This window comes from Nocardia sp. NPDC058705, from assembly GCF_042749305.1.
Classification (GTDB): Bacteria; Actinomycetota; Actinomycetes; order Mycobacteriales; family Mycobacteriaceae; genus Nocardia.
The window spans coordinates 103,387-125,831 of record NZ_JBHYRN010000016.1; the positions used below are offsets into that span (position 1 = coordinate 103,387).

A 22,445-nucleotide genomic window follows, 5' to 3' on the forward strand; every position below is an offset into this window, starting at 1 on the left:
CCGCGCTCGCTGCGTCGACCGTCTCAGGCTCCCGTCAACGATCTCCTGGCCAGCAACAACTAGTCCTCCACCGACATTCAGCGCAGGCTCAGTGGGGTCTCGGATTCGACGCGGGTCAGTTTTTCGGGATTGCGGACGAAGTAGAGGCCGGTAATTCGCGTGTCCTCGAGCCGGACCGCCATGATGCCGTCGATCTCGCCGTCGATCCGGAAAATCAGCGCCGGACTGCCGTTGACCATGGTGGGTTCCGTGGTGAACGCGACCTGATGCTTGCGGATACCGCCGAGCATGAAGCGAGTCACCTTGTCAGAACCGGTGATCGGCTGCGGCACGGCCTGCTTGATGCCGCCACCATCGCCGATCAGGACGACCTCCGGGGCGAGCACATCGAGCAGACCCTGCGGGTCCCCGGTTCGCAGCGCACGCTGGAACGACTCCAGCGCCGCGCGGGTCTGACTCGCGGAGACCGACGCGCGGGGGCGGCGGGCATCGACATGCCGGCGGGCGCGGTGCGCGATTTGGCGAACGGCCGTCGGAGTCTTGCCGAGGGCCGCCGCGATCTCGTCATAGCAGATATCGAAGACCTCACGCAGCACGAATACGACACGCTCGGTCGGTGACAGCGTCTCGAGCACGAGCATCAGCGCGATCGACATACTCTCCGCGAGCTCGACATTCTCGGCCACATCCGGCGCGGTGACCAGCGGCTCGGGCAGCCAGGAGCCGACATAGGACTCCTTGCGGCGCTTCATGGTGCGCAACCGGTTGAGCGCCTGCCGGGTTGTGATCCGAACCAGGTAGGCGCGCTCATCGCTGACCTGTGCCAGACCGACCCTGCTCCACCTCAGCCACGTCTCCTGCAGGACGTCTTCGGAGTCGGCTGCCGATCCGAGCATTTCGTAGGCGACGGTGAACAGCAGATTGCGATGGGTGAGGAATGCCTCGGTCGCTGGGTCGGTGGCGTGGTCGCTCACATCCCGGCCTCTCTCCTTCGCGGGCGGCTCTGGTAGCTGGTGGCCTTCACTCGGTGATGTGTTCACTGCAAGGTCCGGGTCACGGGGTCAGAATCACCTTGCCGACTATCTCTCCGCCGGCGGCGCGAACGTCTACAGTGTCCGCCTCTGCCCGCAACTGTGCGGCCACTTCGAAACCCAGCTCTCGGCCCTCGACGCGGGCGGCCAGCTCGGCCACATGAGCGATCCGTTCGGTGGCACGAGCATGGACAGTGGGCAGTTCGGACAAAGGCAGCCGTTCGGTCACCGCGATCTCCAAATCTCCGGCGTCTACGCGCGCGACCAGCGCGGCGAGCTGAGCGGCGTCGCTGTATGCGAAGGGCCGAACTGCCCGCACCCCGCGCCCGACATCCTGCGGGACAGGAGGGGTCGTGCTGACGTACGCCCCACCGTCGGCGACCAGGTTCGCCAACTCCATGTTCTCCTCCGGGCTGTTGGGCGCCAGGTTCAGCACCACGCCGAACTGCTGTCCGGCCACCGCCTGCACGACGGAGGTTTCGGTGTAGTCGATGATCCGCTGCGCGCCGTATGCGCGAATGCGATCACGGCTGCGCGGGCTGGCAGTCGCGGTCACCGTGGCACCGGCTTGCACGGCGAGCTGGACGGCGTACCCGCCCACTGCGCTGCCCGCACCGTTGATCAGGACATCCTGCCCGGGCTCGAGACCGGCGTGTTCGAACAATGATTGCCACGCCGTGAGCCCAACCAAAGGAAGGGCTGCGGCGTCCGCGAGCTCGACGGTGCGGGGCGCGGAAGCCAGTATCTCGGCGGGCGCGGCAACGTACTCGGCGGCCGCACCGGGCGCGGTTACCGGCAAGACGGCGATGACCGCGTCCCCGACGCTCCAGCCGGTCACCCCCTCGCCGACCTCAGTGATGACACCGGCCATGTCGACGTTCGGAATATGCGGGAGGGCCACCGGGACAATGTCTTGTCGAAAACCCGCGCGGAGCCCGGCGTCCGCGTCGTTGTACGAGGTGCCGGCCACCTGCACCACCACCTGACCCACATCCGGGATCGGACGGTCAGCTTCCTCGTAGACCAGAACATCACTTCCGCCGTAGGAGTGGTACCGCACTGCCTTCATGGACTCTTCTTTCCTACGTGCTTCGGTCATCGAATTCTCCTTCGGTTCCCAGGGCTCGCACACCAGACACCGCGTGATCGTTCACGGTGACAGGAGGTGAGGCAGATCACTCCACCGGTGATGAGACCTCTGGCACGTCGATGCTCGCCACACCCTCCCCCGGCAAGGAACGGTGTTCGCGTTCGGCCGACGTCGCCGCGAGTACAGCGCGTGCGGTGGCGCACGTCACGCCGAGGTGGTGTCACAGACCCCAGGCCGGCGGTGTCTGATGACCGACCAGTTACACCGTCGGGACGCCGAAAAGGATGCCCCACGAATGGCATCGTCCGGCAGCCCGTCGGGGACGAACGGCTCGGCCAGTTCAAGGGCGAGCCAGGGTCGCCCCCATCTGAAGGAGAAACTCATGAACCTCGCCCTATGGATCGTCGCCGGACTGCTTGCCGCCCTGTCCCTGTTCGGCGGCGCCACCAAAGCCTTCATGCCCAAAGACAAGCTGGACGAACTGGGCAGAAAATCCGGTGGGGGATGGACCGAGCACGCCGGCACTGGCTTCGTCAGAACCCTCGGCGGCCTCGAGATACTGGCCGCGGCAGGTCTGATCCTGCCCGCCGTGCTCGACATCGCACCGGTGATGGTTCCGGTGACCGCCGTCTGCTGGATCCTGTTGATGATCGGCGCGATGATCACCCACGCCCGCTACAGCCAGTACAAATACGTCGCGCTGAACTTCGTCTACCTCGCTGCGGCCGCCTTCGTGGCTTGGGGCCGCTTCGGCCCGGAGTCGTTCACCGGCTGAGCCGGACAAGTCGTCAGCGGATAAACTAGCCCGGCAATCCATGACGAGCATCACAGTCATCACGTCGTGTTCGTACCCACCGAAATCCGGCCGAGCGGGCTGGCGGCCCAAACGAAAAACGGCAAGCCATCGCCGTTAAGGCTCTGACCTGCCGTTTTGAGGTGGTCCCAGCTGGTTTCGAACCAGCGACCTTCCGCGTGTGAGGCGGACGCTCTCCCGCTGAGCTATGGGACCGAACAGTGTGTCGGGCGGGTTTCGAGCCGCTCGAACGAGATGGAACATTAGCATGGAGGACCGGGATGACACCAAATCGCCTTGTGAGCGGGTAGTTCGGAGTCGCTGGAGGGGGCTGGTTCACGGGGTCGGCGGGGCGACCTGGTACTTCAGGTTCGGCCACGCTGCGGACATGGGGGTCAGGGGGTCGCGGCAGATCCAGATGGTGATGCCGAGATTCTGGCCGCCGAGGCCGAGGGGGTCGTTGAGTTGCCGCGCGACCGTGGTGTGGGCGAACCCTGCCAGGAAGTCGCGCTGTTCGGTGCCGTGATCGAAGCCGACGTACAAGATGGTGTCGGCTGTGTCCGGTGGGGCGCCGAAGGCGGCGAAGCCGCGGTGGGGACTGTAGACCGGCGGGATCCATGCGGATCGCCCGTAGTGGTCGAGTGCGCCTGCCTGGTTGTACGCGGCGGCGACGACCACCGCCTCGGCTTGTTCGGCGGGCGGCAGGGCGATCGCCACCTGGTGCACGGCGTCGGCGAGCGTCTGCCAGGTGTCGTTGCCGTAATGCTGGAGGGGCAACCAGGGACTTTTCGGGTCGACGATCCAGTTGCTCGGGTAGGGCAGGGACGCGAAGAAGGCCAACAGTGCCGCGGAACAGACGACCGCACCGGTGCATACCCGGCGCAACGCGTTTCGCGGATCGGCGGCTTCGAACAGCGTGGACAGCATCGAAGCGCCGAACCCGAAGAGCATGGGAAAGACCCCGACGACGTAATAGGACCGGCCGTGCCCGGCGATCACCATGATCACCATCAGCACCGCTGCGACCAGCAGGAACCGGTATTGCCGTAGATGCGGTGCACGAGCCAAGCCGTACATACCCAGCAGCGCCAACCCACCACCGATGAATCCGGGACTGATGATGATCGCCCCGACGGTCCCCCACTGCCCGCCCATGGTCTGCGCGGTTTCGTGGGCGATGGCCTCGCTGGTCGCCAACTGCGGCCAATCGTGGGATGCCTGCCACAGCAGTGCGGGCATCATGGCGACCGCGAAAATCAGCAGACCGACCCATAGTGCGGGGCGGCGCAGTATCTCGCGGGGACCGATGACGAGGATGCCGATACCGAGGGCGGCCGCGACCATCAGCACCAGCCATTTGTTCTGCACGTCGATCGCCGCGACCGCCCCGAGCGCCACGAGCAGGCGGTCTCGGCGAGTGCGCACCCACCGAACCAACAGCCAGATGATCAACGCTTGACCGGTCACATCGAAGGAGACACTGGTCAGCACGGTGAAGCCGAGGACCATCGGGGACGTGGGGAAGGCCGCGGCGGCGAGTATTTGGTAGCGCGGACGAGCGCCGCACTCGTAGGCCACTGCGGCCGCGAGAATCGAGACAGCGATCAGTAGGAGCAATCCGGGGATGCGCAGCGGGATCAGCGAGCCGGGCGCGATCAGCTCACCCAGTCGTGCGATCAGCGGCACCATCGGTCCGTTGTCGACAAAGCTGACCGCCAGTCGCCGACCACACGCGAGGTAGTACAGCTCGTCGCCGGCGATATGCAGCCGCGACGCCGAGACAGACAAGACGAGCGCCGCCAGGCCGGACACGAGCAGGACACCTCGCCAGGCGAAGGGCTCCTGCGTGGCCGTCGTCTCGGAAGTGGTTGCGTAGGTGGGGGTCAAGAAACTTCTCTGCCGTCGTGCATGGCCGGAACCGGGTACCGAACTGCGACTGATGCGCATATCTACGTTGCAGGATGCAGCGAACGGGAGCCATAGGGATGTGCCGCAGGGTCCGGTGGACGACATACGTGTGATTCACATTTAGGGTCGTTTACCAGGCGATTTGTAGTCTGTGTCGAACGTCGGCTAATGTTCTCTTCGCACCGCAGAGAGCAGCAAAGCCGAGAGGCCGAGCCGCTCCCCTAAGTGTGAAGTAAATGCGGATGTGGCGCAGTGGTAGCGCATCACCTTGCCAAGGTGAGGGTCGCGAGTTCGAATCTCGTCATCCGCTCGAGAGGTAGGTAAGGCACTAGCCCCATCCTCCTTTGTACGGTGGAGTGGCCGAGTGGTGAGGCAACGGCCTGCAAAGCCGTGCACACGGGTTCGATTCCCGTCTCCACCTCGCGCGATTAGCTCAGCGGGAGAGCGCTTCCCTGACACGGAAGAGGTCACTGGTTCAATCCCAGTATCGCGCACCACCGTACCGAGTCAGGCCCCCTTTCGAGGGGGCCTGACTTGTTTGCGTTACCCATCAGGTGGGCGGAGTTTGTAACCCGGATCACTCCGAGCACGGATTTCCGGTGGGCTCCCCTAGTATCGGCACACTCCCATCGCCGGGCGGTCCGGTGCGGGGCCGGCGGTATGAAGGGGCAATCGAGTGAGGCAGATCCTGTTGTCGGCGGGGATCGCCCTCGTCGTCACCATCACCCTCACGCCGGGGTTGATCCGGGTATTCGCGCGACGGGGGTTCGGACAGGAGATCCGGATCGACGGGCCCGCCAGTCATCAGGCCAAGCGTGGGACGCCGACGATGGGCGGGTTGGCGATCGGGGCCGGGGTGTGGGCCGGGTATCTGGGGTCGCATCTGATCGGGCTGCTGTGGGATGCGCCGGGACCGAGCGCCTCGGGCGTGCTGGTGCTGTTGCTGGCGTCGGCGCTGGGCATGGTGGGATTCCTCGACGACTCGATCAAACTGCGCAAGCACCGCAATCTCGGGTTGACCGCGGCGGGCAAGTACATCGGGCAGATCGGGGCCGCGGTGGTGTTCGCCGTGCTGGCGCTGCGGTTCCCCGGCGCCACGGGGCTCACCCCCGCCGGGCCCAACCTGTCCTATGTCCGTGACATCAGCACCATCACCTTCGCGTCGCTGTTCTTCATCGCGTTCATCGTGTTGCTGGTGGTGGCGTGGTCGAACGCGGTGAACATCACCGACGGGCTCGACGGGCTGGCGGCGGGGTCGATGAGCCTGGTCCTCGGCGCGTACGTGGTGATCACGCTGTGGCAGTACGACAACTCGTGCGAGATCACGCCGGGACGAGGCTGCTACACGGTGCGTGATCCGCTCGATCTGGCGATGGTCAGTGCCGCGGGCGCGGCGGCGTGCATCGGATTCCTGTGGTGGAACGCGGCACCGGCCAAGATCTTCATGGGCGATACCGGTTCGCTCGGGCTGGGTGGCCTGCTGGCCGGGCTGTCGATCACCAGCCGCACCGAACTGCTCGCGGTGGTGATCGGGGCGCTGTTCGTCGCCGAGATCATGTCGGTGGTGCTGCAGATCGTGGTGTTCCGCACGACGCATACGCGGCTGTTCCGGATGGCGCCGTTCCATCATCACTTCGAACTCAACAACTGGCCAGAGACTGCGGTGATCATCCGGTTCTGGGTGCTGGCCGGGATCGCGGCGGCGACCGGGCTGTGCCTGTTCTACGGCGAGTACATGACCTCTCTCTAGTTGTCCTCGCTCTAGTTGTCGGAGCCTGCGGCTACGCTGACCCGACCGAGCGAGGGAGGTCGCTGTGAGTGCCGAGGTCGTCGTGCCACCGGGTCACGATATCGCCGCCGACATCTCGTTCGAGCTCGAGGAGCTCGACGAGCTGGTCGGCGAACTCCTCACCGACCATGCCGAACGCGCGGCCCGCGACGCGCGGATCGTCGCGTTACGCCTCGGGATCGGCGGAGTTCGCCCGGAAACCCTCACCCGCATCGGCGCACGCTACGACCTGGCCCGCGACCGGGTTCGCCAGCTCTACACCAAGGCGGTCGGGCGGATCGTGCGCGAAGCCGCCCGCTCGGGCCATCGGTCGGCGCAGGTGTTCGCCCACCGCTATCCGGTCGAGACGGGCGACCTGCGCCTGGTGCGCATGCTGCTGGCCGAGACCTACGCGACCGACACCGACCTGGTGGCCATGGAGTGGTCGTATCTGAAGCTGCGGCTGGCAGGCCACGAACCGGGCGACGCCAAGCGGGTGGCGGGCTATGTGATGCAGCGAATCCTGGGCTGGCAGAAGAAGACTGCCAGCATCCTGGCCAAGTTGCATGTGCCAGAGGACGGCACCGACGAGCTGCTGCTCGACGACGTCGAGTGGTCGACCGGGTCCGCCGCCCCGCTGCCCATCGAATCGGCGCGCGTTGCCGACGGTGACGACGACGGACGCGGACGGTTCTACTTGGCGAAGGTCGGCCGCGATGTCGCCTACGACTCGGCCATGGTGGCCCGGCTGCTGCGGACCCTCGACGCCGACCCGGCGGTGGCGGCGTTCCAGGAGGAACCGACCGCGCTGACCTACCGGTTCGGCGGCGAGGGCCAGGTGCACTATCCGGCCGTCGCCGCGCAGCTCACCGACGGACGGACAGTGCTCGTCGATGTGGTCCCGCTGGGCCGAGTCGCCTTTCACCACAATCGGATCCAGACCGGACTCGGCCGCGCCTACGCACACGAACACGGCTGGGGCTGGCTCGCGTGGACCGGCAGTGCGCTCGGCCCCGACCAGCTCACCGCGCGCCCGATCGACCCGACGATCGAGGAGCGTCTGGTCACCGATTTGGCACAGGGCGCCTACGACCGGCCCGCGCTGGCCGGGGTGTGCGCGGAGACCGGCCTGGATCTGCTCGATCTGGCCGGTCTGGTCCTGCGCAACGACTGGCAGTGGGACCGGATGCCGATGCGGCTCAGCGCATCACCATCGCACCGGCCATCACCGTGAGAACCAACAGCATCGCGCAGCAGGTGAGCCACTGGTACTGATTCAGGGTGCGATCCATCCGCCCGATGCTCGCGCGCAGGCTCGCCGCGACGCGCTGCTGGGCGACGAGTTCGCTGCGCAACCCGGCCATGGTGATGGCTTCGGCGTCGGCGTTCACTCCCGCCCGTTCGATCCGATTGTGCAGGCGCCCGACCAGGCGCTGCTTGTCGCGCACGGTCTGGCGCGAGACCGCCAGCTCCACCCGCTGATCGCGCAGCTCGGTGCGCTGGCGCTCGATCATCGCGGCCTGCGCCCCGGTGTGTCGTTCCCAGGTGCCCACGTCGGCCCACCCTCCTGTCGTGAGATCCGCGTGCCCCCAATGGGTTTCGCCGGACACCCAGCCTTCGAGAAAATCGCGCAATTCGGTGCTGCCGCGCGCCGGAGCCGCGAAACCGGTCTCGCCCGCGGCGAGCATGCCCTGGTCGATGCGGTAGTCGGCCCCCGCTGGCTCGAAATCGGCGATGCCGACCGCGGGAACCAGGGGCACCCAGAAACCCTGCGGGCACACCCACAGCACATCGTCGATGCCGGCCGCCTGCAAGCGTTTCCGGTGGGCGCGGGCCGCGGTGATGTCGAGGGGGCCGCTGTGCACCTCGACCACGCAGCGCCGGTCACCGCGGCGCCAGTAGATGTCGACGGGAATATCGTCGATTCGCGCGTCGACCTCGGCTTCGTCGGCGCCGGCCGCCGTGAGCCTGCCGCAGATCCAGTGTTCGAGACGTTGCGTGTTCCATTGCGTCGCACTGCATTCGGGGCAGCCACAGCCGTAGCCGGAGCGTTCGGTGACGGCGCGACGGCTGCCCTCGGAAATCCCCAGTTCATCGAGCAGCGCTCGACGTCCACACACCACCTGGGTCTCGCTCAGCCGCTTCGTCCTCACACCATCACTCCCTCACCTCGGGACCCGTCGTAGGCTCACGCGCACGTCCTCCGACAACAGGTTCCCGCAGCCGCCGATAAGGCGCCAGCCCCCTTGACCCGCGTTCGGGTGCGTCACCTACCGGTGATTGAGATCACAAACGCGACTCTGCTTGTATATCAAGCCATTTCATTGTGCCAACGTCGCACGATGACGCGTATATCTTGATCATTTCGATACACAGACCCGGCCTGTTGCATGTCCGTTTCATCCTGATTGCGAATCAGTTCGGCGCGTCGCGCAACCGGTCGCGACACCACTTCCTCTTGCCCCGGTGGATATGATCGCTGCGGCCGAGGCGGGCACGCTCGGGCGACCACGGGAAGTAGGGTGTGCATGAACCACGCTGAGCACGACGAATCCATCGGGTCGATGCTGGCGAGCATCGCCACGGCGCTGCGTGAAGTCAGCGACAAGCTCGATATCGTCGCCGCGCGGGTTCAGCTCGACGTGCCGACCTTCCCGGTCGACGAGGATGTGCCCGACCACATCCGGATCAGGCGGCTCGAATCCTGGGCCTTCCGTGCGTCACAGGACATTTCACGCCTGAGTTCCCGGCTCGATGCCCTCGACAACGACGGTGAGCCCGAGCCGGGGCGTCCGGTGCGCAACACACCCAGTCGCCGCGAGGTCCGTGAAGCCGCGGAGGCCGCCGAACGGGCCACCGACGGACCCGACGACCAGCAAGCGGTCGCCGATCCCTTACCGCCGCACCAGAACCGCGAGCCGGACGGTGCCCGTCCTCCGCTCGAACGCCGCAACTCCCCCGCCCGCCCGAGCACCGATCACCTCGGCGACCCCACCGCCTTGACCGCGACGCCGATCCCGCGCACCGCGCCGAGTGAGGCGCCTTTCGGACAACCGATCGCCCTCGATACCGATATGTTCGCCGCTGTCGGTGACGACGGCGCCGAACCGTCGGCTCCGAGTCGACGGCCCGCGCCCGCCCGGCTCGGCGGGGCCGCGTCGACCGGCGGCGCCGGGTCCGGTGAGCGGGTCTCGGTCGGCCATGCGACGTCGACCAACGGGACCGGCGGCGTCACGCATGGTGTGGCCGGCGATATCGCGTCGTCACGGAACGGCACGCCGGTGCCCGCGGTGATCGGGACGGTGGTGACGGGCGATGCGCCCACAACGAGTGCGTCGACGATGACGAAGACCGCCACAGCGGCACCGTCCGAGGATCACGCGACCGAGTCCGGTCTCGAGAGCAAGGCGGCGGCTGACAGTGCGACCGTGGCGCGGGGTGCGGACTCGAGCACTGTCGTGCGCGACGGTGACATGCGGACCAACGGCGTCAACGGGGTCGGTTCCGGCGCGGCGAAGCACGTTCCGGTCGACGCGCCGTCGGCGCGGACCGAGGTGACCGTCGGCGATCCGCTGACGACGGGCATCAGTCCCGATGCCGTGGTCGAGCGGGCGCGCCCGATCAAGAAGCCGTCGGAGAGTTCGGCCGCCGGAGTGGACAGACTAGGCATTCCGTCGCCGGATGAGCTGTCCGGCAAGGGAAACGGTGTCGCGGCGAGCCCCACCCGCGCCGAGAACGACCACCTCTCTTCGGGGTTCACGACGGGCAACCGGCCCGCCGCAGCCCCGAACGGTAAGCCGGTCAACGGATTCGACCCGCACACCCCCGAAGCCCCCCGGCCCGATGCGCACGCGGGAACCACAACCAACGGCATCCACTGGTCGTTCTCGGACGATCCAGCGCCCGCATCACCGACCCCGGATCGAAACGGCCACGCCCGCAACGGTTTCACCACCGACTCCGCGCGCCGCAACGATTCCCTGTTCGAGGACTTCACCCCCCGCGACCGCATGTCCACCGGCGAAACTCCCGAGCCGCCGCCCGTCTCCGCCCCGCCCGCGCGACTCACCCCGCCGGCAGAACTCACCACCCAGCCGAATCCTGCCCCGGTGGATTCGACGCGCACAGGCGGCTCATCGCCCGTTAACGGCTCGAGTGCCGGTACTGCCCGCCCGAGCCTGCCGAGCACCGATCGGCCGACGAGCACCGGTAGCCTGCCCAGCCAAGCGCCGCTCACGAATCACGAGCGCCCGGCTATGGATTACGATCCACCGACCCTCGGCTTGCCGACCGGACGGGACAACTCGTCCAGCACCCCCGATCCCCTCGAACGCCCTGTCGCCGACCCGGTTCCGCCCACCGCCACCGACTCGGCCGGGATCACCGTCACCGGCACCTACCGCGCCTTCGACATCGAACGCGCCCACGTGGACAAGCTGCAGGCCATGCTCGACGAGCTGAAGCGCTCGGCAGGCCTCCCGCCCGGCCGCCGCGACGTGTTCGGCCCACCGACCCCTGACCTCGGTTAGGCGTACTTCCGCTCCGGCCATGCGCACCTGGGGAACGCCATTGTGCCCACACAACTCGGGCGTACCCACCGTGAAGGGTTGCGCCGTCAGGCCGGGGTGGCCAGCGGGACCAGGCCGGGGTTCGCCTCCGGCTTCGGGGGTTCGTGCAGGACGGCGTCGATGAGGTCGCGCAGGGCGCGGTGGCCCGCGTCGGCGGTGTTGCGTGGATGCCATGCCATCGCGACGACGGGCGCGGGCAGCGGCAGCGGGATCTCGAACATCGCCAAACCGAGCGCGGTGCGTGCCGAGCGCGACAGCAGTTCCGGTGCGGGACAGACCAATTCGGTCGACGCGAGGGTGAGCAGTGCGGTGGGCAGGTCGGGGACGGTGGCGACCACGCGGCGGGTGCGGCCGTGCAGGGCAAGGCGGTCGTCGATCGGTCCGTGTGTGCGCCCGGTCGGGGAAACCTCGAGATGCCGGGCCGAGGCGTAGGCGGCGACCGAGGGGCGGTCGGCGGCGAACGGGTGGTCGGGGGCGGCGACGCCGATCCAGCGGTCGGCGAACAGGCGCTTGACCACCGTTTCGGGGTCGGTGTGCCCGATCATGCCGACCTCGACGTCGACGCGGCCGTCGCGCAGGGCTACCGCGCCGTCGGCGGCATCGGCGGCCAGCAACCGCACCGTCACCCCTGGCAGCTGTGCGTGTACCGCGGCCAGCAGCGGACCGGACAGGCTCGCTCCCACCGAATCACCCACGCGGACAACGAAATCGCGATGCCTGCCGGGCCCGTGCCCGTCGCGGGCGGTGAGCAGCGTTCGGGCCTGATCGACCAGGCTCGCCACGTCGTGGCGCAATTCGAGTGCCCGTGGCGTCGGCACCATCTGTCGGCCGGAACGCACGAGCAGTGGATCGCCGAGCACCTCGCGCAGCCGGGTGAGGGTGCGGCTCATCGCCGAGGTGGAGGTGTGCAGCCGCCGGGCCGCCTCGGTCACGCTGTTGGTGTCGAGCAGCGCGTCGAGAGCGAGCAGTAGGTTCAGATCCAGCGCATCCACGCGAGGATTATCACCAACGCACCGATCGCCGCCAAGCGAAGCCGACGGCGATCCGGCGTGTCGGCTACCGGTCCGCTACGGGCGCCGGGGTGGGCGCGACGGGAGCGGCGACCGCCGCGCGATTGCGCAGCACGCCACGATAGGACGACGGGCGCACCGGGCGCACCCACTGGGCCAGCCGCGACGTCAACGGCAGCGGCGTGCCGAGATCGTCGAGCATCTCGTCGATATTGGCCAGCGAGAACGGGACCACCGAGGCGCCGTGCGCGTGGTTTCCGTCGCTGCGTTCCCGCGACCATTCCAGGCGCGCGTCGATCTCGTTGTTCATCAGCTCGGCCATCGGCGGCACGAACCGGCCGGTGAGCAGCCCCGCGATCCAGTGCGCGCCCACCTCGGCGCTCAGCGCGCTCACGTTCGAGCTGTTGTAGCCCGCGAAGCTCAGGTTGGGGATCTCCACCGGCAGGATGTGGCGGTAGAGCCGGAAGTCGCTCACCTCGTCGGTGAGGGCGCGCCGCACGAACGGGGTGAGGAACGGGACCTCTTGGCGGTATCCGGTGGCGCAGACGACGATCTCGGCCAGTTTCAGGCTGCCGTCGGCCAAGCGCACCGCGGGCCCGTGCTGACCACCGATCAGTTCGGTGATCTCGGTGTCGCGGTGCACGCTGATCCGGCCCGCCTCGACCTGCTCGGCGAAGCCCTCGGTGGCCAGGCTCGCGCTGCTGGTGCCGATCTCGGAGATCGGGCCCGTGGGGACCAGACCGAGCTCGCGCAGCCGCAGCTTGCGCGTCACGCGCTCTTGCAGCAGGTCCATGTTCGACTGGCGCAGCGCGAGACGCTCGAGGAGTCGTTCGGCGCGGTGCGGGAAGCGCGACGGGAAGTGCGCCTCGCCCGCACGGGTGAGCAGCAGGCGCTCGTAGTCGGCGCCGAAGCCGAGCTTGCGCGGCATCTTCCAAGTGAGTCGGCGTGCCACCACGGTGGTCTCGTCGGCGATGTGGCTGACGGCCTCGGCCACATCGCAGGCGGACTTGCCGTAGCCGACCACAACCACCGAACGGTCACGCGCCTGCTCGACGTCGTGGAATTCCGAGACGTGACACAGGCGCCCGCCCGCGGCACGGAAGGCCGCGGCGCCCGGCAGATCGGGCACGACCGGGTCGCTGTAGACACCGTTGGCGACGATCAGGTGATCGCAGGTGGTGCGGTGCACGCCCATCTGGTCGCGGATCTCGAGCAACCAGCCGCTGTCGACCGGGTCGGCCGCCACCACCTCGGTGCCGAGGCGCAGGTGCGGGCCGAGGCCGAACTCCTGCACGTATCCGGCCAGGTAGGCCTGCATCTGCTGGCCGTCGGGCCAGCGGGGGAAATCTTCTGGCATCGGGTGATCGCTGAAGGCGTACGTGGATTTGCTGTTCTGCGCGCGAAGTCCCGGATACCGGCGGGTGGCACTCCACACACCGCCGACGTCGGGGGCTCGGTCGAAGACTTCGACCGGGAACCCCGCCTGACTCAATACCTTCGCGCAGGCCAAACCCGCCACTCCCGCACCGACGATCCCGATGCGGCTACCGCTCGTCATGCGCAGGAGACTACTCGGACAGACGCGTAAGGTGCCACCGCGCTGGACAGGCCACAGTGAGATGGCGAGTGCCCGGTCTCGCCACCCCATGGTCCCTCGGCAGCCGAGGCGACCGTGCTGTACTGGATGGATGACCAACAGTTCCGTCGTCGTCGATCGGGCCGGACTCTGGGACGCCGAGGCGCTCAGCGATGTCGCCGCCGCGACTTTCCCGCTCGCCTGCCCGCCCGAGGCCACCGCGGGCGATATCGAGATCTACCTCGAGCAGATGCTGTCGGGCGAACGCTTCGGCGAGTACCTGTCCGATCCGGCCCGGACCGTACTCAAGGCCGTGGAGGGGGACGAGATCGTCGGCTACGCCATGCTCATCGCGGGCCGACCGAGCGACCCGGACGTCGCCGCGCAGGTGAGCGCGGGCGAGGTGGTGGAACTGAGCAAGATGTATGTGCTGCCCGGCCATCACGGCAGCGGGGTCGCCGCGGCGCTGATGGAATCGTCGATCGACACCGCGCGCAGCTCGGGCGCCGAGACGGTGTGGCTCGGGGTCAACCAGGCCAACGAGCGCGCGCAGAAGTTCTACGCCAAGCACGGTTTTCGACAGGTGGGCACCAAGACCTTCATGGTCGGCAACCAGCTGCATTCCGATTTCGTGTTCGAACGCGCGCTGTGAGCAGCGGTCCCGACATTTCGGGACCGCTGCGAAAAGACTTACGCGGCAGCCGCTTCGAAACGAGACAGGGCCAGTAGGCGCGAGATCGCGCGCAGGTACTTCTTGCGGTAGCCGCCGTCGAGCATCTCCTTCGAGAAGATCTCGTCGAGCTTCACGCCCGAGACCGTCACCGGGATGCTCGCGTCGTAGAGGCGGTCGGCCAGCACGACCACGCGCAGCGCGACGGCCTGATCGGTCACGGTGTGCACGTCGGAGATGTACACCGACGCCACGCCTTGGATCAGCGCACCGAACTTGGACGGGTGCAGGGTGCTCAGGTGTTTCAGCAGCACGTCGAATTCGTCGAGCGTGGAGCCGGGGGTGTTCGCGGCGCGTTCGACGAGCAGCTCGTTCGAGGTGGGTTCCGGCGCGGGCGGCAGGTCGCGATGGCGGTAGTCGGGCCCGTCGACGCGCACCGGATCGAAGATCGAGCCGAGCTTCTTGATCTCGCGCAGGAAGTCCGAGGCCGCGAAACGACCCTCGCCGAGCTGACCGGGCAGGGTGTTCGACGTCGCCACGATGGAGACTCCGCGCGCCGACAGCTCGGTGAGCAGGCGCGAGACCAGCATCGTGTCGCCCGGATCGTCGAGTTCGAACTCGTCGATGCACAGCACACTGTTGGCCGCGAGCCGTTCGACGGCGTTGTTGAAGCCCAGCGCGCCGACCAGGTTGGTGACCTCACCGAAGGTGCCGAACGACTTGGGCGCCGGGGAGCTGTGGAAGATCGAGGCGAGCAGGTGGGTCTTGCCGACACCGAAGCCACCGTCGAGGTACAGGCCCGCGCCCGTGAGTGCCTTCTTCTTACCGAAGAGGCCCTTCTTCGAGTTGGCCTTGTGGATTTTCGCCACCTGACCTGCGAATGACTCGGCCTTGGCGACCGCGGCCGCTTGGCTCGGTTCGTTGGGGTCGGGGATGTAGGAGGCGAAGCTGACCTCGTCGAACATGGGCGGGGGCACCATCTGCGCGACTAGTTGGTCGGCCGGGACCTCCGGATGACGATCGACAAGGCGTTCTTGCATGGACAAATGGTACGGACGTGGTTGCATCGATCCCTATGCAGCGTATCCACAATGTGACCCAGCTCGCAGACCTCGACGACGACGCACTGGCCAGGTGCTATGCCTATCCGCGGCATCTGGACGAACCGTGGGTGCGGGCGAACTTCGTCAACAGCATCGACGGGGCGTTCACGGTCGACGGTGTTTCCGAGGGCTTGGGCACCGACGCCGACCACCGGGTGTTCACGGTGCTGCGCGAACTGGCCGACGTGGTCCTCATCGGCGCGGGAACCCTGCGCGCGGAGAACTACGGCGGCGCGCACCCCGACCGGCAGCGGCGCATCGCCCACCACCAGCACGGCATCGGCGGTCATCCCGAGGGCACCCCGCCGCCGATCGCGGTCGTCACCGCCACCGCGAAACTCGATCCGGGCGCGAAGATCTTCACCGACGCCGAGGTGCCGCCGCTGATCATCACCACGACCCAGGCCGAACCCGACCAGATCACCGCGCTCGAAGACGCGGGCGCGGTGGTGGTGATCGCCGGGACGGCCGCGATCATGCCCGCCGCACTGATCAAGGTGTTCGCCGAGCGCGGGTTGCACCGGGTGCTGTGTGAAGGCGGACCGCATCTGTTCGGGCAACTGGCCGAGGCGGGCCTGGTCGACGAACTGTGCCTGACCACCGCCCCGATGCTGGTCGGGGGCGCGGGCGGGCGAATCTCGCTGTCGGCGAGCACATTCGACATGCCCATGGCACGCAAGCAACTGGTGCTCGACGACGACGGCACCGTCCTGGCCCGCTGGGCCCGTCGATGAAACCTGGCGCCGAACCTGGCAGTGTGTAGCGCATGCGTTGGACTCGGGCCGCGGCAACGGCCGCGACACTGTCGATCATGCTCGCGGGTTGTGGGGCCGGACCGTCTGATCGGCCCGTCGTCGCGGTCGAACGTCCCGGGGCCGGTGGCGCGCAGACCGAGCCGCCCGAGCCGCAGGACCTGGCCAAGGCCGAGGTGCCCAAATCCGATCTCGCCTGGCGTGATTGCACCGAGGCCACGCTCAGTTCGCTCGACTTCGGTGCCGCCCCCGCGGGCCTTGTCCTCGACTGCGCCGAGTTCTCGACCCCGATCGACACCGCGGGCAGCGTGCTCGGCACCTTTCGCGCGGGCGCCCTGCGTGCTCGTCTGCCGCAGACGCCCGCCGACGCGGCCCCGCTGGTCCTCACCTCCGGTTCGGACCGTTCGTCGGCCTCGACGCTGGCAGGTCTGGCGATCGGGCCCAACAGCGCGTTGCTGGCCGCTCAGCCCATCGTCGCGGTGGATCGGCGCGGCATCGGCGCCTCCCAGCCCATCGATTGCATTCCCGCGCAGTTGCGCGCGGTGATGACCGACCTCGGCCAGACCGGTGTGGGCAACGACGATCAGGTCGGTGCCGTCGCGGGCTTCAGCCAGGACGCCACCATCGCCTGCCGCGATTTCCTGCAGCCCTACGAGGGCACGTTCGACGCGCCGCACGCCGCCGACGACATCGAACAACTGCGCAAGCAGTGGCAGGTCGACAAGATCAACGTGCTCGGCGCGGGCAACGGCGCCAAGGTGGCCCTGAGCTACGCCCGCCGCTACGGCGACCACCTGGCCCGGCTGATCCTCGACGCCCCCGAACCGGTCGGCGCCGACGCCACCACCATGGCCGAAGCGCGCGTCACCGGTGCCGAAGCCGCGCTGACCGCCTTCGCGCAGCGCTGCAAGGCGGCCAACTGCGCGCTCGGCGCCGATCCGCGCGCGGCGATCACCGCGCTGATGGCCAAAGCCACCAGCGGCGAGCTCGGCGAGATCTCGGCGGCCGACCTGTCGACCGCGCTCACCGGTTTCCTGTCCAGCCCCCGCGGTGACCAGGCGAATCGGGTCACCGCCATGGCCGACATCCTGGCCGCCGCCGACCGCGGCGATCGCGGACCACTCTCGGCCATGATCGTGCGCGAGGCCGCCGCGATCACCTCCGACGGCGAGTTCGTCAACCGGTGCACCGACAGCCAGCAGCCCCCGACCGCGGACAAGGCCCGTGAACTCGCCCAGACCTGGGCGAGCAAATATCCGGTATTCGGGCGCAACGCCGCCATCGGGCTGATGGTCTGCTCGGCCTGGCCGGTGTCCACCGCGGCGCCGCTGCCGTCGAAACTCGAACTGCCGGTGCTCGTGTTCGCCGGGGCCGCCGATCCGATCGTCGGCGGACCTGCGCCCTCGGTGACCGGTGCGCTCGGTTCGGCAGGCGCCCAGCACGCCACCATGACCTGGCAGGGCTGGGGACACCCGGTCGTCGCGCACTCCGGTTGCGCGCAGAAGGCCGTCGTCGACTACCTCGCGGAAGCGAAACTTCCCGGCGACGGCGGCGCCTGCCCGGCCTGATCCAGCTGGCGGCAACCAGGCGGTTCCGGCGCGTCATCCGGGTCCGGCGACACCATCGCAACCCGATTCGGTGTACCGTGCCCCAGTGTTGTTCCGACAGCTCGAGCCCCGTACCGCTCGCACCTCCGCCGAGGTGATCAAGTTCGCGCTCTGGCCCTTCGCGGTCATGATGGTGCTGAACCGCGTCTTCATCAAGGCGATCAACGGTTTCGTCACCGACGACTACCGGCCGGTGTACAACGCCTCGTTCGCGTTCCTGAACGGCAAGCCGCTGTACACCGCCGACTTCTCGTCGGTCGACCCGCACTATCTCTACTATCCGAGCGGAACGCTGCTGATCGCGCCGGTCGCGATCATCGAATACGAACTGTCGCGTTGGCTGTTCATCGGGCTCAACGCGGCCGCGATCGTGCTCGCCTGGTATCTGATTCTTCGCCTGTTCAAGTTCGGTATCGGCTCCGTCGCCGCGCCCGCGCTGCTGCTGGCGATGTTCAGCTCCGAGACGGTGACCAATACGTTGGTCTTCACCAACGTCAACGGGTGCCTGCTGGCGGCCGAGATGCTGTTCATCACGCTGCTGCTGGCACGTCGAGACCTCTGGGCAGGCGTGGCGCTGGGTTTGAGCATCGCGGTGAAACCGACGCTGGCGCCGTTGCTGTTGGTCGCGGCCGTTCGAGGCCAGTGGAAGGTGTTCATCACCGCGCTCGGGGTGCCGGTGGCCCTCACCGCGATCGCCTGGCCGCTGTCGGCGGACCCTGAGAAGTTCTTCACCCATGTGATGCCGTATCTGTCCGAGACGCGCGACTACTTCAACAGTTCGGTCGGCGGCAGCGGGCTCTACTACGGCTTGCCGGACTGGCTGACCCTGCTGGTCAAGGTCGTGATGGCCGCTGTGGTGGCGGTGTCGCTGTGGCTGCTGTGGCGCTACTACCGCCACGACGAGCTGTTCTTCGTCACCACGTTCTCCGGGGTGCTGCTCACCGCGTGGTTCCTGTTGCCCTCGCTGGGCCAGATGTACTACTCGATGATGCTGTTCCCGTTCCTGATGACCGTGGTGCTGCGCAATTCCGTGCTGCGCAACTGGCCCGCGTGGTTGGCGATCTTCGGGTTCATGACCTACGACAAGTGGCTGTCGGATCGCTGGCAGGGCATCGGCCGCAACCTCGAATACCTGCGGGTGACCTTCGGCTGGGGGCTGCTGCTCATCGTTGTGTTCTGCGTGCTCGGCGACCGCTACCTGGCGGCGCGTCGCGAGGGCAGGCTGCAGTTCGGGATCGACCCGACCTGGATCGCGAACGCCCCCGATTCGCGTGACGGCACCGACGAACCGGCACCCGCCGCACCGGCCGCGCCCACCCCACCGCATCGCGAGGATCCGGTGGCACCGGTCGAGGAACGCGAGCCCGCGCTCAAGTAGTTATCGGCCGGTGACGTAGCCCTTACGGCGCGCACCGGCCGAAACCATTAGCGTGGAGCCATGAGTTCCGATACTTCGTTGCCCACGCCGCGCATCCAGCTGACGCCGCAGCAATGGCGGGCGAAACTGGATCCCGAGGAATACGCCGTCCTGCGCGAGGCCGCCACCGAGCGACCGTTCATCGGCGAATACACCGACACCAAGACCGACGGGGTCTACACCTGTCGCGCCTGCGACGCCGAATTGTTCCGCAGCACAGAGAAATTCGACTCGCACTGCGGCTGGCCGTCGTTCTTCGACCCCGCCGACTCCGACGCGGTGATCCTCAAGCCCGACGACACCATGGGGATGCGCCGAGTCGAGGTGGTGTGCGCCAACTGCCACAGCCACCTCGGTCACGTCTTCGAGGGCGAGGGCTACCCGACGCCCACGGATCAGCGCTACTGCATCAACTCGATCTCGCTCAAGCTGAAGCCGACGGCCGAATAGCGCCTCACACGAGATCGCGCACGTCCCACACCCACACATCGTCGACCTGCTTGCCCGGTACGCCGAGCAGGTCGTCCACGGTGCGTCGCAGTGCGTCATCGCTGTGCGACGGCGGCAGCACCATGACATCGGCGCCCCAGTAGCGCAGGTCCGCGACGGCCCGCTCACGTTGAGCTCGGTCGACCACCGGGACGATGCCGGTCTCGCGGACCAGCATGAGCAGAACCGCGGTGGGTCGGGGTTCGGCGCCGTAACCGGCCACCTGCTCGGCGCCGACCGGGCCGACGAAGTAGCCGCCGACGAGCGGGAAGGTGAAGTCGGCGTCGATCTGCCACCGCAGGGCGCCGGCGTCGCCCGGGGTGGGCGGCGGCACGATCACCACCGAGCCGTCCGAAACATAGTGGCGCACAGTGCCTTCGGCGAAGAAGGCGGGCGTCGCGGGGCGTTCGGTGACGGGGAGCACGGTCGGCGCGATGGGCAGCAGCGCGAAGGCCATGGCGCCGAACCAGGCAACGGTTCGCCGCGTCGTACCGGCGGTTCGCAGCGATTCGATCGCCCGCTGGGTGCCGAGCGCCAGCACTATCGCGATGGAAGGAACGGCCACCATGGCGAACCGTGATTCGACGATCCCGTTCAAGGGCGGCAGCCACCCGAAGGCCAGCCACGGCATCGGAATCATCGAGAATTCACCCTCACCGAAGCGCACGACGCCGTCGAAGGACAGCACAATGCCCATCGACAGCGCCGTGAACACCACCCCGACGATCGCGGCGGCCTGCACAATACGCTCGCGCCGCAGGAAGAACACGGCCACTGCGATGAACAGCAGCAGCGGCCAACCGAAGTAGGTGTTGTCCTCGGTCGGATTGATACTCACGTCGGGACCGAACGAGAACATGCTGCCCGCCGATTCCGACGAGAACTGCACCAGCGACACGATGTCGTTGCCGACGCGGCCGATGCCTTCGAATCGGTACGACTGCGGTCCGGCGAACTGCCACCAGAGACCGAAACCGGTGAGCGCCAAGGTGATCAGCGCCGCGAGCAGTATCGACGGTGCCGTCGCGCGCGCCGTGCGGGCGATGGCGCGCGGGGTGCGCACGTAGGCGACGGCGAAGGCCCCGAAGCCGAACGTGAAGATCAGCAGCGGCTCCTCACCGAGGGTGAGCTGCAGCGCCACCAGCAGTCCGAGCACCGCGGCGGCGCGCGGTTGCCATACCCGGTGCGTCCCGTCGGCGTTCTCCGCGTTGCGCGCCATTTTGACGGCCTGCACGGCGATGAGCGGAAGCAGCATGAGGAACACGAAATTCGCGTGCCCGTTGGTGTGCGCGATCATCGCGGGCGCGAAACCGCAGAACGCACCGCCGATGGCCGCGGCGAACTTCGAGGACACCAGCTCGCGCGAGAACACCCAGTACCAGGCGAATGCCGTGCCGAACAGGCCGAAGGTGAGGGCCGACACGAAGGTGACGGTCGGCCCGAAAAGCAGGGTGATCGGGGCGAATGGGATGCCCCAGCCGTACATGAGGGTGTTGGCCATCATGTTGATGCCGTCGGGATAGTTCTGCAACTGGGTGCTGAGCGGGCTGTTCAGGTGGACGAGGTTGTGCGCGGTGATGGCGTAGAACCACTCGTACAGCGTCTGGTCCTGCGCGCTCTTGCTCAGGTAACCGCTACCGGTGTTCGACCACAGCCCGGCGAGGACGAAAACCGCCAGCGACAGATAGCAGCCCGCCACGATCAGGTCGGTGCGCGCGCGACGCAGCCGGGTGCGTGGCTCCTCGACAGTTTCGGGTTCCGCTCGATCGATGACTCCTACCGCGGAGCGATCCTGTTCGGACCGGTCCGTTCCCCACCCTTTGACCACGCGCGCATCTCTCTGAACCTCAAAGCCACAATCGGCCCGCTCACGATACTCGAGTGGGGAATCCGCCGCGACGCGAGGCCGATGCGAAAGGCCCACTCAGCTGAGTGGGCCTTCGGTGTTCGCTCCGCTACGGCAGCGCGGTGATCAGCTGTTCGATCTCCACGCGCGGGCCGGTGAAGAACGGCACCTCTTCGCGCACGTGCAACCGCGCCTCGGTGGCCCGCAGATCACGCATCAGATCCACGATCCGGTGCAGTTCGGGGGCCTCGAAGGCCAGCAGCCACTCGTAGTCGCCCAGTGCCATCGAGGTCACCGTGTTGGCGCGCACGTCCGGGTAGCCGCGGGCGGCCTTGCCGTGGTCGGCGAGCATCTTGCGACGCTCCTCGTCGGGCAGCAGGTACCACTCGTAGGAACGCACGAACGGGTAGACGCAGATGTAGTTGCCCGGGTCCTCCCCCGCCAGGAACGCGGGGATGTGGCTCTTGTTGAACTCCGCGGGACGGTGCACCGCGACGTTGCTCCACACCGGTGCGCTCGCCCGACCCAGCTCAGTGGTCCGACGGAAATCGGCGTACGCGGCCTGCAGGTCCTCGACCCGCTCGGCATGGGTCCACAGCATGAAATCCGCGTCGGCGCGCAGTCCCGCCACGTCGTAGATCCCGCGCAACACGACACCCTTGTCGGCGAGCCCGTCGAAAAACGCCTGTGCTTCCTTGGTCGCCGCGGTGCGGTCCTCGCCGAGCAGCCCCGGCTGCACCTGGAACACCGAGAACATCAGGTAGCGAATGGTGGAGTTGAGCGCCTGATAGTCGAGTTTCGCCATGGTTCACATCCT

The 22,445-nt window shown here is 67.6% G+C and carries 18 protein-coding genes and 4 tRNA genes; 12 read left to right on the top strand and 10 right to left on the bottom strand.

The features are described from left to right. Window positions 1-77: 77 nt before the first annotated feature. On the bottom strand, window positions 78-974 hold the full coding sequence (locus tag ACFW6D_RS19525) for an RNA polymerase sigma-70 factor (protein WP_379329992.1): 897 nt from the start codon (window positions 972-974) through the stop codon (window positions 78-80). Between the two features lie 79 nt (window positions 975-1,053). After that, entirely contained in the window at window positions 1,054-2,130 is a 1,077-nt protein-coding gene (locus tag ACFW6D_RS19530; protein WP_379329994.1) for an NADP-dependent oxidoreductase, read from the bottom strand. A 373-nt stretch (window positions 2,131-2,503) separates the two neighbouring features. On the opposite strand from ACFW6D_RS19530, the gene ACFW6D_RS19535 reads away from it, so the two are divergent. Next, window positions 2,504-2,896 (top strand): DoxX family protein, encoded by a 393-nt coding sequence (locus tag ACFW6D_RS19535; protein ID WP_379329996.1) that lies wholly within the window; start codon window positions 2,504-2,506, stop codon window positions 2,894-2,896. A 162-nt stretch (window positions 2,897-3,058) separates the two neighbouring features. Here ACFW6D_RS19535 and ACFW6D_RS19540 read toward each other — a convergent pair. Both ACFW6D_RS19540 and ACFW6D_RS19545 read right to left on the bottom strand, forming a co-directional pair. Next, window positions 3,059-3,130: transfer RNA gene (locus ACFW6D_RS19540), tRNA-Val, on the bottom strand. Between the two features lie 120 nt (window positions 3,131-3,250). Continuing rightward, window positions 3,251-4,801: an ArnT family glycosyltransferase gene (locus ACFW6D_RS19545; RefSeq protein WP_379329998.1), complete on the bottom strand. Its 1,551-nt coding sequence runs from the start codon at window positions 4,799-4,801 to the stop codon at window positions 3,251-3,253. 259 nt (window positions 4,802-5,060) lie between these two features. Here ACFW6D_RS19545 and ACFW6D_RS19550 point away from each other — a divergent pair. The 5 genes from ACFW6D_RS19550 (at window position 5,061) to ACFW6D_RS19570 (ending at window position 7,824) form a co-directional block, all read left to right on the top strand. Further along, window positions 5,061-5,132 (top strand) — tRNA-Gly (locus ACFW6D_RS19550). A 40-nt stretch (window positions 5,133-5,172) separates the two neighbouring features. Beyond that, a tRNA-Cys gene (locus tag ACFW6D_RS19555) sits at window positions 5,173-5,243 on the top strand. Window position 5,244: 1 nt separating this feature from the next. After that, window positions 5,245-5,319: transfer RNA gene (locus tag ACFW6D_RS19560), tRNA-Val, on the top strand. A gap of 179 nt (window positions 5,320-5,498) precedes the next feature. Continuing rightward, window positions 5,499-6,572 (top strand): phospho-N-acetylmuramoyl-pentapeptide-transferase, encoded by a 1,074-nt coding sequence (mraY, locus tag ACFW6D_RS19565; RefSeq protein WP_379329999.1) that lies wholly within the window; start codon window positions 5,499-5,501, stop codon window positions 6,570-6,572. A 64-nt stretch (window positions 6,573-6,636) separates the two neighbouring features. Continuing rightward, window positions 6,637-7,824 (top strand): hypothetical protein, encoded by a 1,188-nt coding sequence (locus ACFW6D_RS19570; protein WP_379330001.1) that lies wholly within the window; start codon window positions 6,637-6,639, stop codon window positions 7,822-7,824. On the opposite strand, the gene ACFW6D_RS19575 is transcribed toward ACFW6D_RS19570, so the two are convergent. Further along, window positions 7,790-8,743, bottom strand: a complete 954-nt coding sequence (locus tag ACFW6D_RS19575) for a hypothetical protein (RefSeq protein WP_379330003.1) — start codon at window positions 8,741-8,743, stop codon at window positions 7,790-7,792. The genes ACFW6D_RS19570 and ACFW6D_RS19575 overlap by 35 nt on opposite strands. A gap of 375 nt (window positions 8,744-9,118) precedes the next feature. On the opposite strand from ACFW6D_RS19575, the gene ACFW6D_RS19580 reads away from it, so the two are divergent. Continuing rightward, window positions 9,119-11,119: a hypothetical protein gene (locus ACFW6D_RS19580; RefSeq protein WP_379330005.1), complete on the top strand. Its 2,001-nt coding sequence runs from the start codon at window positions 9,119-9,121 to the stop codon at window positions 11,117-11,119. A gap of 86 nt (window positions 11,120-11,205) precedes the next feature. Here ACFW6D_RS19580 and ACFW6D_RS19585 read toward each other — a convergent pair whose 3' ends face one another. Together ACFW6D_RS19585 and ACFW6D_RS19590 are read right to left on the bottom strand one after the other, a co-directional pair. Next, window positions 11,206-12,150, bottom strand: coding sequence for a LysR family transcriptional regulator (locus ACFW6D_RS19585; protein ID WP_379330007.1), 945 nt, complete (start codon window positions 12,148-12,150; stop codon window positions 11,206-11,208). 64 nt (window positions 12,151-12,214) lie between these two features. Next, window positions 12,215-13,726 carry a flavin-containing monooxygenase gene (locus ACFW6D_RS19590; protein ID WP_379330009.1) on the bottom strand — a complete coding sequence of 504 codons (1,512 nt, stop codon included), beginning with the start codon at window positions 13,724-13,726 and terminating at the stop codon, window positions 12,215-12,217. A gap of 130 nt (window positions 13,727-13,856) precedes the next feature. On the opposite strand from ACFW6D_RS19590, the gene ACFW6D_RS19595 reads away from it, so the two are divergent. Then, window positions 13,857-14,396, top strand: a complete 540-nt coding sequence (locus ACFW6D_RS19595) for a GNAT family N-acetyltransferase (RefSeq protein WP_379330011.1) — start codon at window positions 13,857-13,859, stop codon at window positions 14,394-14,396. Between the two features lie 38 nt (window positions 14,397-14,434). Here the strand turns inward: ACFW6D_RS19595 and zapE are convergent, their stop codons facing one another. Beyond that, window positions 14,435-15,454 (bottom strand): cell division protein ZapE, encoded by a 1,020-nt coding sequence (gene zapE / locus ACFW6D_RS19600; RefSeq protein ID WP_379330013.1) that lies wholly within the window; start codon window positions 15,452-15,454, stop codon window positions 14,435-14,437. 35 nt (window positions 15,455-15,489) lie between these two features. Between zapE and ACFW6D_RS19605 the strand changes: the two genes are divergently transcribed. The 4 genes from ACFW6D_RS19605 (at window position 15,490) to msrB (ending at window position 19,743) form a co-directional block, all read left to right on the top strand. Beyond that, entirely contained in the window at window positions 15,490-16,251 is a 762-nt protein-coding gene (locus tag ACFW6D_RS19605) for a pyrimidine reductase family protein (RefSeq protein ID WP_379330015.1), read from the top strand. 32 nt (window positions 16,252-16,283) lie between these two features. Beyond that, window positions 16,284-17,837, top strand: a complete 1,554-nt coding sequence (locus ACFW6D_RS19610; RefSeq protein ID WP_379330017.1) for an alpha/beta hydrolase — start codon at window positions 16,284-16,286, stop codon at window positions 17,835-17,837. A gap of 85 nt (window positions 17,838-17,922) precedes the next feature. After that, entirely contained in the window at window positions 17,923-19,254 is a 1,332-nt protein-coding gene (locus tag ACFW6D_RS19615; RefSeq protein WP_379330019.1) for a glycosyltransferase family 87 protein, read from the top strand. 60 nt (window positions 19,255-19,314) lie between these two features. Beyond that, window positions 19,315-19,743: a peptide-methionine (R)-S-oxide reductase MsrB gene (gene msrB, locus ACFW6D_RS19620; protein WP_379232087.1), complete on the top strand. Its 429-nt coding sequence runs from the start codon at window positions 19,315-19,317 to the stop codon at window positions 19,741-19,743. A gap of 4 nt (window positions 19,744-19,747) precedes the next feature. Here msrB and ACFW6D_RS19625 read toward each other — a convergent pair whose 3' ends face one another. Further along, the gene (locus ACFW6D_RS19625) at window positions 19,748-21,610 is read right to left on the bottom strand and encodes a glycosyl transferase (protein ID WP_379330021.1); all 1,863 of its coding nucleotides are present in this window, start codon (window positions 21,608-21,610) and stop codon (window positions 19,748-19,750) included. A 127-nt stretch (window positions 21,611-21,737) separates the two neighbouring features. Next, on the bottom strand, window positions 21,738-22,433 hold the full coding sequence (gene hemQ / locus ACFW6D_RS19630) for a hydrogen peroxide-dependent heme synthase (RefSeq protein WP_379330023.1): 696 nt from the start codon (window positions 22,431-22,433) through the stop codon (window positions 21,738-21,740). Window positions 22,434-22,445: the final 12 nt, after the last annotated feature.

Excerpts from the sequence above, each read along its gene's own strand:
- ACFW6D_RS19580 (WP_379330005.1), top strand. The coding sequence starts at position 9,119 with ATGAACCACGCTGAGCACGACGAATCCATCGGGTCGATGCTGGCGAGC.
- ACFW6D_RS19535 (WP_379329996.1), top strand. The coding sequence starts at position 2,504 with ATGAACCTCGCCCTATGGATCGTCGCCGGACTGCTTGCCGCCCTGTCC.
- ACFW6D_RS19590 (WP_379330009.1), bottom strand. The coding sequence starts at position 13,726 with ATGACGAGCGGTAGCCGCATCGGGATCGTCGGTGCGGGAGTGGCGGGT.
- ACFW6D_RS19605 (WP_379330015.1), top strand. The coding sequence starts at position 15,490 with ATGCAGCGTATCCACAATGTGACCCAGCTCGCAGACCTCGACGACGAC.
- msrB (WP_379232087.1), top strand. The coding sequence starts at position 19,315 with ATGAGTTCCGATACTTCGTTGCCCACGCCGCGCATCCAGCTGACGCCG.
- ACFW6D_RS19530 (WP_379329994.1), bottom strand. The coding sequence starts at position 2,130 with ATGACCGAAGCACGTAGGAAAGAAGAGTCCATGAAGGCAGTGCGGTAC.
- ACFW6D_RS19610 (WP_379330017.1), top strand. The coding sequence starts at position 16,284 with ATGCGTTGGACTCGGGCCGCGGCAACGGCCGCGACACTGTCGATCATG.
- hemQ (WP_379330023.1), bottom strand. The coding sequence starts at position 22,433 with ATGGCGAAACTCGACTATCAGGCGCTCAACTCCACCATTCGCTACCTG.
- zapE (WP_379330013.1), bottom strand. The coding sequence starts at position 15,454 with ATGCAAGAACGCCTTGTCGATCGTCATCCGGAGGTCCCGGCCGACCAA.
- ACFW6D_RS19595 (WP_379330011.1), top strand. The coding sequence starts at position 13,857 with ATGACCAACAGTTCCGTCGTCGTCGATCGGGCCGGACTCTGGGACGCC.